The organism is bacterium, assembly GCA_026708015.1.
In the GTDB taxonomy this organism is placed as follows: Bacteria; Actinomycetota; Acidimicrobiia; order Acidimicrobiales; family Bin134; genus Poriferisocius.
This window is the reverse complement of the sequence record JAPOVT010000063.1, coordinates 40,635-51,377: the sequence shown is the minus strand read 5'-3', so window position 1 is coordinate 51,377 and position 10,743 is coordinate 40,635. Positions and strand designations below refer to the sequence as shown.

Annotated in this window: 11 protein-coding genes; all 11 read left to right on the top strand. The window is 64.9% G+C overall.

Translation table 11 applies throughout. The features are described from left to right. Nucleotides 1–161: 161 nt before the first annotated feature. The 11 genes from OXG30_16500 (at nt 162) to hpnH (ending at nt 10,735) form a co-directional block, all read left to right on the top strand. Nucleotides 162–506 (top strand): hypothetical protein, encoded by a 345-nt coding sequence (locus OXG30_16500; protein MCY4136493.1) that lies wholly within the window; start codon nt 162–164, stop codon nt 504–506. Nucleotides 507–648: 142 nt separating this feature from the next. Beyond that, complete coding sequence (locus OXG30_16495) at nt 649–849, top strand: ferredoxin (protein ID MCY4136492.1); 201 nt, start codon at nt 649–651, stop codon at nt 847–849. A 7-nt stretch (nt 850–856) separates the two neighbouring features. Next, nucleotides 857–2,056: an FAD-dependent oxidoreductase gene (locus OXG30_16490; GenBank protein ID MCY4136491.1), complete on the top strand. Its 1,200-nt coding sequence runs from the start codon at nt 857–859 to the stop codon at nt 2,054–2,056. Nucleotides 2,057–2,123: 67 nt separating this feature from the next. Further along, on the top strand, nt 2,124–2,933 hold the full coding sequence (locus OXG30_16485) for a TetR family transcriptional regulator (protein ID MCY4136490.1): 810 nt from the start codon (nt 2,124–2,126) through the stop codon (nt 2,931–2,933). A 129-nt stretch (nt 2,934–3,062) separates the two neighbouring features. Next, complete coding sequence (gene hpnC, locus OXG30_16480) at nt 3,063–3,965, top strand: squalene synthase HpnC (protein ID MCY4136489.1); 903 nt, start codon at nt 3,063–3,065, stop codon at nt 3,963–3,965. Further along, nucleotides 3,962–4,816 (top strand): presqualene diphosphate synthase HpnD, encoded by an 855-nt coding sequence (hpnD, locus tag OXG30_16475; protein ID MCY4136488.1) that lies wholly within the window; start codon nt 3,962–3,964, stop codon nt 4,814–4,816. The genes hpnC and hpnD overlap by 4 nt, the downstream gene beginning before the upstream one ends. Beyond that, a complete protein-coding gene (gene hpnE / locus OXG30_16470; GenBank protein ID MCY4136487.1) occupies nt 4,813–6,291 on the top strand; it encodes a hydroxysqualene dehydroxylase HpnE in 1,479 nt (492 codons plus the stop codon). The genes hpnD and hpnE overlap by 4 nt, the downstream gene beginning before the upstream one ends. Continuing rightward, nucleotides 6,288–7,286, top strand: a complete 999-nt coding sequence (locus OXG30_16465; GenBank protein ID MCY4136486.1) for a polyprenyl synthetase family protein — start codon at nt 6,288–6,290, stop codon at nt 7,284–7,286. The genes hpnE and OXG30_16465 overlap by 4 nt, the downstream gene beginning before the upstream one ends. Then, a complete protein-coding gene (shc, locus tag OXG30_16460; protein MCY4136485.1) occupies nt 7,286–9,172 on the top strand; it encodes a squalene--hopene cyclase in 1,887 nt (628 codons plus the stop codon). Before OXG30_16465 ends, shc begins: the two co-directional genes overlap by 1 nt. After that, nucleotides 9,169–9,726, top strand: a complete 558-nt coding sequence (locus tag OXG30_16455) for a hypothetical protein (GenBank protein ID MCY4136484.1) — start codon at nt 9,169–9,171, stop codon at nt 9,724–9,726. The genes shc and OXG30_16455 overlap by 4 nt, the downstream gene beginning before the upstream one ends. A gap of 1 nt (nt 9,727) precedes the next feature. Beyond that, complete coding sequence (gene hpnH, locus OXG30_16450; GenBank protein MCY4136483.1) at nt 9,728–10,735, top strand: adenosyl-hopene transferase HpnH; 1,008 nt, start codon at nt 9,728–9,730, stop codon at nt 10,733–10,735. Nucleotides 10,736–10,743 lie beyond the last annotated feature (8 nt).

Sequence of the window (10,743 nt, the reverse complement as noted above, 5' to 3'; positions counted from 1 at the left end):
GGGGGGGGGGGGGGGGGGGGGGGGGGGGGGGGGGGGGGGGGGGGGGGGGTGATGGCACATTGACGGAACTAGAGTTGTCTGTGGGCAATTTTAGTTCTTCTAGGTATACCACAATTTCTGTCATTTGCGATGTCGTTGGCTCCAACAGATTATCGATGGTATTGAGCGTCGCGCATTCTTCGGAACCCAAGGTCGAGAGAGGTTCTAAGACTGCCAGCATTGGATTTTCTGGGGGCTCCAGAATTCAAGTACTGGTTAGAGAACAGTCGGCTAGCAAATTTCGAGACTTCTACCTCCTGCGCATTGAAGTCTCCAAGACCGACGACATCATCCGACTGTTGGAGGCAATGATCGCGTACGAAGACGAGGTGATGACTTGGTCTGTACCGGATGCTGATGGAGGCATCCTGAAAAAGAGGCTGCTGATTGCTGGTGCTCGGGCACGGGTGCCAGCGTTCTTGGAAGGTTGCGAAGCTGGCACGGTCCCCGAATACGAAGAGCTCTGAAGGCTGGAGGGCTACGAACGCAGTTCCTTTGGCCGCGCCGGTGCCCACCAGAGCATTCCCGCCTGGTTCGGCAGCCCGATGGTGACGGGGTGGGGGTTGGTTGGGTAGGGTCAGGGTGTCTTTTGGGAGATGGGAGGATCCGATGGGATACCGGGTGGTCGTGGACTACGACCTGTGCGAGAGCAACGCCATTTGCATGCAGGTCGCTCCTGACATTTTCGAGGTACGCGACGACGATTTCTTGTACCTGCTGAACGAGACCCCGGGGGATGAGGCCCGCGATCGGGTGAACGAATCGGTCCAGCGCTGCCCCAAGCAGGCCATCTCCGTGGCCGAGGAGTAGGCGCCCGCTGCGCTCACTAGCCATTGTTGGAGCGTCGCTGGCCGGAACCCGAGCAGCAGAGTCGCTTCGGCGAGACGGATTCGACGGAGCCATCACCATCATCGGCGATGAGCCTCACCAGCCCTACGACCGGCCTCCCCTGTCCAAACAGCTCCTCGCCGGGGAGTGGGAACAAGACCGCATCGCTCTGTCTGACGATGAATCGCTCCAGCGACTAGAGGCCGACTGGCGGCTGGGCCGCCGAGCCGCCGCCCTTGATGCGGCCAGCCGCACCGTCACCCTCGACGACGGCTCGGCGGTCACCGCCGACGGCGTTCTCATCGCCACCGGGGCCCGATGCCGGGAGCTGCCCACCAACGGGCTCGACGGTATCTACACCCTGCGGGACCTGGACGACTGCTTGGCCATCCGGGCCGAGCTGGAGGCCTCCCCGCAGCGGGTGGCAGTGGTGGGGGCCGGGTTCATCGGCGCTGAAGTGGCGGCCACCGCCCGGGAGCGGGGCCTGGAGGTCACGATGATCGAGGCATTGCCGGTGCCGCTGGGCCGCGTCTTGGGTACCGAGATCGGCACGGTGTGCGCCGACGTACACCGGGACCACGGGGTGGACCTTCGCCTCGGCGTGGGCGTCGACGGCTTCGACGGCCATGGCCGGGTGGAGCGGGTGAATCTGAGCGACGGCACTTCGGTGGAAGCCGACGTGGTGGTGGTGGGCATCGGTGTGATACCCAACACCGAATGGCTGGAGGGCTCGGGCCTGACCTTGGACAACGGGGTGGTGTGCGATGAGACCTGTCTGGCCGCGCCGGGAATTGCCGCCGCCGGTGACGTGGCCCGCTGGCCCAACCGCCTGTTCGGAGAGACCATGCGGGTGGAGCACTGGGACAACGCCATTGCCCAGGGCCAGCATGCGGCGCTCCGCCTATTGGCCTCCGACGACGAGGCCCAGCCCTACTCTCCGGTGCCGTGGTTCTGGAGCGACCAGTACGACCGCAAGATCCAGTTGGCGGGACGAGCGGCGCCTGATGACGAGGTGCGCATCATCACCGGATCGACTGAGGAGCGGCGGTTTGCCGCCCTCTATGGCCGGGCCGGCCGCCTGGTTGGCGTGCTCGGGTTCAATCGACCCCGCCACGTGATGAAGTACCGCAACCTGATCGAACAGGGCACCAGCTTCGAAGACGCGATCAAGATCGCCGAGCAAGAGTAGCCATCCGCAGGCACGAGTTTCCGGTACGCGCTGGCGATAGCAGCGCAAAGCGAATAAGAGTGGAGGCATGGGCACTCCCGGGGAGTTCCCCATCAGTGAACTCGTAGCCCGCACCGGAGTACCGGCTGCCTCCATCCACCACTATCGGCGGTTGGGCCTCTTACCCGCGCCCCGTCGGGCTGCCGCCAACCGCTTCCTCTACAGCCAGCGCCACGCCGAAGCAGTTGAGCAGATTCGGGAATTGCGAGAGCGCCACCGCTTGCCGCTGCGCCACATCGCTCAGATTATGAACGCGGAGAACCCCGACCACGCCGAGGTGGCCAACTTGGCCGACAGCGGCGAGCAACTGCGCAACATGGCCATTCAGGAATTCGCGCTGAGGGGCTACACCGAGGTGAGCGTGGCCGATATCTGCTCTCTGGCCGGAGTGGCCAAAGGCACCTTCTACCGCCACTACCGCTCCAAACAAGACCTGTTCTTCCATGCGGTAGAGGCGGTGGTGGACAACACCGCGGAGGAATTCGCCGCCTCGGTCGGCGGCCAGGTCGGGTTGAGCCGACAAGAGCTCACCCGCCGCCTGGCTGAGACCCTGCTGCCCGGCCTGCCCATCATGCTGGAGGTGGCCAAGCGATCGGTGCAGGGCCAGGTGGAGCATGCTGCCGCCGCCCAGCGGGTGTTCTGGCGGCTGGCCGAGCGGCTTGGGGAGGCCTTGTCCGACGATCCCAGGGGCCACCGGCTGGCCGGCGCCCTCATTATGGACGCCATCGCCCTCATTTTTGCCGAAAGTCTGATGGGTCGTTTCGCCGATCGTCCCAAATTCGAAGACCGCGGGCCTTCCAAGGACTTGACAGCCAATGCCTTGACAGCCTCGGATTGAGCGCGTACAAAAAGGTGACCTGATGGTCACTCTTTTGTTTGCAATTGGGTAACGATTGTCAGAACATTGTCATAGATGGCTCGGCTAGCCCGTTGACCAGCGGGTTAGCCCAAATGCAGCGGGGGTGCTGTGCAGGCTGATGTCGGGTTCGATTTGAACTCGATCATGGACCAGAAGGGAAGCGAGAACTTCCCGGTTGTGTTGAAGGCAGTCCCCTCAGTTCATCGCGCCCATCTTCTGGCCATTTACGGATTCGCCCGACTGGTGGACGACATCGGAGATGAATACGACGGCGACCGCCTGGCCGCGCTGGACTGGATCGAAGCGGAGCTCCAACGAGCACGCACCGGCGATGCCACCCACCCCGTGATGGTCCAGCTCACTCCTCTTCTCGACGAACTTGATGTCGACGGTGAGCCGTTCTTGGCGCTCATCGAGGCCAACCGAGTCGATCAGCGCAAGCACCGCTACCGGACCCAGGCCGAGTTGGCTGAGTACTGCACGCTTTCGGCCAATCCGGTGGGTCGGCTGGTATTGGCAGTGTTCGGCGCGGCTACCCCCGAGCGCATCGCCCTCAGCGACGCGGTGTGTACCGGCTTGCAACTGGTGGAGCATCTCCAAGACATCGGCGAGGACTACACCCAAAAGGGACGCATCTACTTCCCGGCCGATGAGATGGCCCGCTTCGGCGTGGTCGAGGAGGATCTCGGGGCGGCCCGGGCTTCGGATCCGCTCCGCCGGTTGGTGGCCCACCAATGCGACACGGCCCGAGGACTCCTGAGTCGGGGAGGGCCGCTGGTGGCATCCCTCAGCGGTTGGGCCAAGGTGACCGTGGCCGGCTATGCCGGCGGCGGAATGGCTGCATTGGATGCCATCGCAGGGGCCGACTACGACGTGCTGAAAAAACTGCGGACCCCGTCCAAGGTCCGCACGGCGGCCCATGTGGTTCGCCTCGCCACTCCTGTCCAGGCAACCGATGCCAAAGCGGTTCGCGCCATACAGGACATGGCAGCGCGCTGGAGGCGAGGGTGAAGACAGCCGACGCCTATCAGCGGTGTGAGGAGATCACCCGGGCCGAGGCCCGCAATTTCTCCTACGGCATCCGGCTGCTGCCCAAGCCGAAGCGCCAAGCCATGTCAGCGCTGTACGCCATGGCCCGGCGCATCGACGATGTGGGCGATGGCCCGCTGCCTCAAGACGAAAAGCTGGCCCACCTGACCGAGATACGGGCCGACATCGACACGCTGGCTGAAGGCGGACTTCGCAACCCCGACGACCCGGTATTGGTGGGACTGCGCCACGCCATCGACCGCTTCCCCATCCCGGCGTCGGCACTGAACGAGATCGTTGCCGGATGCGAGCAGGATGCCGTTGGAAAGGTGTACGACACGATCGATGAAACCGAGCAGTATTGCCGACTCGTGGCCGGATCGGTGGGCCGTCTGTCGATCGGAGTTTTTGGCACCAGCGGCGATCCTGATCAGGCCGCCGAGTTGGCCGATGTGCTGGGCATTGCCCTTCAGCTCACCAACATCTTGCGCGACATCGTGGAAGACCGGGGCATGGGACGGGTCTACTTGCCTTCCGCTGACATCGAGCAGTTCGGCTGTGCTCCCGACCTGACCGGCCCCGCCGACGCCGTGGGCGCTCTGGTGGCGTTTGAAGCCGAGCGGGCCGAACGGCATTTCGCCGAGGGTCTGAAGCTGCTCGACATGCTGGACCATCGCAGCCGGGCCTGCACCGGGGCGATGGCCGGGATTTACCACCGCCTGCTGGCCCGCATTGCCGCCACGCCCACTGAGGTTTTGGAAAGGCGGATGTCGTTGCCCACCAGGGAGAAGGCCTGGGTGGCCCTTCGCAGTCTGGTCGGAGCCTCCCCATGAGTGCGCCCGTTTCCCTTACGCCGAGCGCCAAGCCGAAGATCGCTGTGGTCGGCGGCGGGCTCGCCGGGCTGTCGGCGGCGGTGGCTGCCGCCGACGGCGGAGCGCTGGTGACGCTTTATGAGCGGGCTCCTCGATTGGGCGGGGCTACCTGGTCGTTTCAGCGCAATGGCCGCTGGTTCGACAACGGCCAGCACGTGTTCATGCGGTGCTGCACCGAGTACCGGGCCCTCTTGAAGCGCCTGGGCGTGGCCGATCAGGTGTCCGAGCAGCGCCGCATGTCGGTTTCGGTGATGCGCCCCGGTCGCCGTCCGGCCCGTATTTTCCGCACCGGCGCCCCGCCACCCCTTCACTTGGCCCGCTCGCTGCTGGGCTACAGCCCGCTTTCGGTAGCCGATCGGCTGCGAGCGATCCGCACCGCGCTGGCTTTGCGTCGCCTCGATCCCGATGAGCCGAGTGCCGACGAGATGAGCTTTGGGGGATGGTTGCGATTTCGCGGCGAGTCCGATCGGGCCATCGCCGGGATGTGGGATCTCATCTGCCTGCCAACGGTGAACCTTCGGGCCGACGATGCCTCGCTCAGCCTGGCCGTCAAGGTGTTCCGCACCGGGCTCTTGGACAGCGCCGAAGCCGGTGATCTGGGCTGGACGCGAGTGCCCTTGGCTGCACTCCACGGAGATGCCGCCGCCCGGGTGATCACCGCCCTAGGCGGGCATATCCAGCTTCAAGCCCATGTGGAAGCGGTGGGCGAAGGAGCTTCCGTCACGGTGGACGGGCGGCGGCTCGAGGCCGACGCGGTGATCCTCGCCGTGCCCCACGATGTTGTGGACGGCCTGCTGCCTCCTGGCACCGTGCCGGGGCAATCCGAGCTGGTCGATCTCGGAATATCTCCCATTGTCAACGTACACTTCGTGTTCGACCGACGGGTGATGGATGTGCCCTTCACCGCAGCATTGGACTCCCCGGTGCAATTCGTGTTCGACCGAACCGAGGCCGCCAACTGGGCCGGGAATGGCCCGGGGATGCCGGTTGGAGCTGGAAGTGGCGGCCAGCAAGTGGTGGCAGTGTCGCAGTCGGCGGCCTTTGATGAGGTCGGCGAGCGACCGGCGGAGATGATCGAGCGCTACCGGTCGGCACTTGCCGACTTGTTGCCGCTCTCGGCTGAGGCTGAGGTGATCGACGCGGTGGTGACCCGAGAGCACCGAGCCACATTTGCCGGCCGCCCCGGCACCCGGCAGCTTCGTCCCGGTCCGATCACTGCAATCGACGGGCTGTTCTTGGCTGGGGCGTGGACCGATACCGGCTGGCCGGCCACCATGGAGGGCGCTGTCCGCTCCGGTAAGCTGGCGGCTGGCCTGGCTCTGGACCGCTGCCGCAACGCCATTGCGTCTCCACCTAGCCAGTCATCCGGAAACACCTCTGGGCACCCTCTGGGCGCACAACGGTCAGCAGTCGAGCAAGAAAGGATGAGCGCGTGAGTGAGGGAGTTCCGGTTCCGGGAATCCTCAAGCGAGCCAGGGAGTTGGTCGCCCCGGCCATCGTCGCCGCGCTGAGCGGTCTGTGCCCTGAGCTGCGAGAGCCCGCCGAATACCACTTCCAAAGTCCGGGCAAGGGGACCCGTCCGGCGCTGGCCATTCTGTCAGCCGAAGCCGTGGGCGCCCCTTCGGAGACAGGAGTTCCCGGAGCGGTGGCTATTGAGCTGATTCACGATTTCTCGCTCATCCACGACGACATCATCGACAACGATGCCGAGCGCCGGCACCGGCCCACGGTATGGGCCAAGTTCGGCATCGGAGTCGGCGTAGTGGTGGGAGACGCTCTGCACAACTTGGCCTATGAGGTACTGCTGTCCGATCCCACACCCCCCAAGGTCAAGGCGGCCAAGCATCTGACCAAAGCAGTTTCGGCAATGATCGTCGGCCAGAGCATGGACATGGCCTTTGAGGAGAAGTCTCTCGTCGCCATGGAAGAGTGTCTGGCCATGGAACAGGGCAAGACCGGGGCGCTGTTGTCGTACGCAACTTCGGTCGGGGCGATTCTGGCGGAGGCTGATGACTCGGTGGTCGGTGGCCTGTCGGAGTTCGGCGCTCAAATGGGAGTGGCTTTCCAAGCAGTGGACGATCTTCTGGGGATCTGGGGTGATCCCGAGCGCACTGGCAAGCCCGCAGGGGCCGACCTTCGGGAGCGCAAGAAGTCGGTGCCGGTGGTGATCGCCCTCAACAGCGGCACGTCGGCGGCCGACGAGTTGGCCGAACTCTATTCCCGTCCCGACTGGGACGCCGGAGGGGTGGACGCAGCCCGGGCTTTGGTGGAGGCTGGGGGTGGCCGGGAAGGCACCCAGCAACTGGCCCGAACCCACTACGACATGGCTGTATCCGCCCTCGATTCTCTGGCCGTGCATGAGGAGGTCGTAGACGAGGCGGTGGAGGAGCTGCGGTTGCTGGCCGATTTCATCGTGGGGAGGGATTTCTGATGGGCGTTGAGCAATCTCTGGCCAAGGCCACCGAACGGCTACTCAGCCTTCAAGACACCCAGGGGTGGTGGAAAGACGAGCTTGAGACCAACGTGTCCATCGAGGCTGAGGATCTGTTCCTCCGGGAGTTCTTGGGCATCGCCGATCCGGAGGTCACCCGGCAGACGGCCAATTGGATCCGCCATAACCAGCGAGCCGATGGCACATGGGCCACCTTCTACCAGGGTCCGGCCGATCTATCGGTGACCGTGGAGGCCTACTGGGCGCTGCGCTACGCGGGCGATCCCGTTGATGCCGACCATATGGCCAAAGCCGCGGCCTACATCCGCGACGAGGGAGGGTTGGAGCGCAGCCGGGTGTTCACCCGAATTTGGATGGCGCTGTTCGACCTGTGGCGATGGGAGGACCTGCCCGCTCTGCCTCCAGAGGTGATCTTTCTGCCCAAGCAGGTTCCGCTGAACATCTATGACTTCGCCTGCTGGGCCCGCCAAACCCTGGTCGCTCTGACTGTGGTGGGGGCTCACCGCCCGGTGCGGTCGATGGGACTGAACCTCGACGAGATCCGCACCGGGGCCATTCCTCCGGAACGGGAGCTCGCCCCGCCCGGGAGTCCAGCTCGTCGATTCCAGCGCCTCGATCAGGTGCTGCATCTCTACGAGAACCGCCCCCAACGGCGAGTTCGGGGGTGGGCGCTCAGCCGGGCTGAGCAGTGGATCATCGCCCGCCAGGAGTCAGACGGCTGCTGGGGCGGCATCCAGCCGCCGTGGGTGTACTCGCTTCTGGCCCTGTACGTTCGGGGTTATTCCCTGCACCATCCCATCTTGGCCCAAGGGCTGGCCGGGTTCGACGCTTGGACCATCGTCGAAGACGACATGCGCCGCCTGGAGTGCTGCCAGTCGCCGGTGTGGGATACCTGTCTGGCACTGCTGGCACTGGCCGACGCTGGTGTGGACGCCGAAGACCCGCAGATGGTGGCCGGGGCCCGCTGGCTCATAGATCAGGAGGTTCAGATCGTGGGCGACTGGGCCGAGCAGCGTCCTCATCTGGCTCCGGGAGGATGGGCGTTCGAATTCGAGAACAACTACTACCCCGATCTGGACGACACGGCCGAGGTGGCTCTCGCCCTGCGCCGCATTCACCATCCCGATGCCAAGCAGGTGAATCGAGCATTGGATCGGGCGGTGATTTGGACCCAGGGGATGCAGTGCTCCGATGGGGGCTGGGCGGCGTTCGACGCCGACAACTGCTCCCCGTTGGTGGCCGAGCTGCCGTTCTGCGATTTCGGAGAGGTCATCGATCCGCCGTCGGCCGATGTGACCGCCCATGTGGTGGAGATGCTTGCCGAGCTGGATGGCGACGGGGTGGGCTTGCCCGTTGATCGAAATGCGGTAGAGCGCGGCGTCCAATGGCTCACCTCCGAACAAGAGGAGGACGGTTCCTGGTATGGGCGCTGGGGAGCCAACTACATCTACGGCACCGGGGCCGTGGTCCCGGCTTTGATCAGCGCCGGGGTGCCGGCCGATGACGGCCGGGTGGTGCGAGCCTGCCGTTGGCTGGAGTCGGTGCAGAACCACGACGGTGGGTGGGGCGAGGACATGCGCTCCTATGTCGATGACAACTGGCGGGGGCGGGGGGAGTCCACCCCGTCGCAGACTGCGTGGGCGCTGCTGGCGCTGATCGCGGCGGGCCGGGCCGACGAGGAACCGGCTCGAAGAGGGGTGGTGTGGCTGCTGGAAAACCAGCGCGACGACGGAGATTGGGACGAGCCCTGGTATACCGGCACCGGCTTCTCCGGGGACTTCTACATCCGGTACCACCTCTACCGCCTGGTGTTCCCGCTGATGGCTCTGGGCCGCTGGGTGCGAGCGACTACGGGGAAGGAGTGACCCTGGTGGTGCTGTGTCCGTTGGCTATGGAGGCCCGAGCCGCCCGGCGAGGAATTCGCCGGCAGGGCGGTGGGGCGACGGTGTTGTGTACTGGCATGGGTCCCAAGCGCAGTCGCCGAGTTGAGCCGCAGAGTGGGCCGGTGGCGGTGGTCGGCATGGGCGGGGCCGTGGTTGACAGCATCGAACCGGGCGACGTTGTGGTGGCCACCGAGGTGTCGGCCGACGATGTGTCGCCGATTGGCCTGCCCCAAGCCGAATCAGTGGCCACGGGTCTGCAAGCGGCCGGGCTCACCGTACACACCGGTCTGGTGGCTAGCGTGTCGGAGTTGGCCGTTGGTACCCGTCGCCAGGAGCTGGCTGACCGGGGGGCGGTGGCGGTCGATATGGAGTCGGCCTGGCTGTTGGAGCATCATCGCGGTCCGGCCGCGGTGGTGCGGGTGGTAACCGACACCCCCAGCCATGAGCTGCGCTCTCTGGTTGCCCCCGCGAGGATCTATCGAGCATTGCGGACTATTCGCCGGTTGACTCCGGTGCTGTCCAAGGAGGTTTGCTGACATGCCCATCCCTGTTCGCCAAGCGGTGAGGGTTGGCACCTACGTGTTCAAGAACAAGCTGCGGCGCCGTGAGAAGTTCCCGTTGATCGTGGAGTTGGAGCCGCTGTTCGCCTGCAACCTGGAGTGCCCCGGTTGCGGCAAGATCCAATACCCCACCGAGGTGCTGCGCAAGCGGGTCAGCGTGGGCGAGGCGGTGGCCGCCATGGAGGAGTGCGGTGCCCCGATGGTGTCCATCGCCGGAGGGGAGCCGCTGCTGCACCCCCAGATAGATGACATGGTGGACGAACTCATCAAGCGCAAGAAATTCGTGTACCTGTGTACCAACGCGGTTTTGCTGCGGCGCAAGATGGACAAGTTCAAGCCGTCGCCCTACTTCTCGTTCGTGGTTCACGTGGACGGGCTCCAAGAGCGCCACGACCTGGCCGTGGCCCGAGAGGGCGTGTTCGACGAGGTCGTGGAGGCCGTCAACGAGGCCAAGGCCAAGGGTTTCCGGGTCACCACCAACAGCACCTTCTTCAGCACCGACAGCCCCGAAAACGTTCGCAGCGTGCTCGACTTCTTGAACGACGACCTGGAAGTCGATTCCATGATGATCTCTCCGGGGTACGCCTACGAGAAGGCTCCCGACCAGGAGCACTTCTTGCCGGTTGAGCAGACCAAGAGCCTTTTCCGGGATGCTTTCTCCGAGGGCAAGCGCAAGAAGTGGCGGCTGAACCACACGCCGCTGTTCTTGGACTTCCTCGAGGGGAAGGTGGAGTACGAATGCACCGCCTGGGGCATTCCCAGCTATTCGGTGTTCGGCTGGCAGCGGCCCTGCTATCTCATGGCCGACGGCTATACCGAGACCTACCAGGAGCTGATCGAGACCACCGACTGGGACAGCTACGGCCGGGGCAGGGATCCCCGCTGCGACAACTGCATGGCCCACTGCGGCTACGAGCCCACCGCCGTGTTCGCCACCATGAAGTCGCTGAAAGAATCCATTCGGGCCGCAGTCGGAACCAACTAGCGCGTCCG

Coding starts and splice junctions, on each gene's coding strand:
- OXG30_16495 (MCY4136492.1), top strand. CDS start 649: ATGGGATACCGGGTGGTCGTGGACTACGACCTGTGCGAGAGCAACGCC.
- shc (MCY4136485.1), top strand. CDS start 7,286: ATGGGCGTTGAGCAATCTCTGGCCAAGGCCACCGAACGGCTACTCAGC.
- OXG30_16485 (MCY4136490.1), top strand. CDS start 2,124: ATGGGCACTCCCGGGGAGTTCCCCATCAGTGAACTCGTAGCCCGCACC.
- hpnH (MCY4136483.1), top strand. CDS start 9,728: ATGCCCATCCCTGTTCGCCAAGCGGTGAGGGTTGGCACCTACGTGTTC.
- hpnE (MCY4136487.1), top strand. CDS start 4,813: ATGAGTGCGCCCGTTTCCCTTACGCCGAGCGCCAAGCCGAAGATCGCT.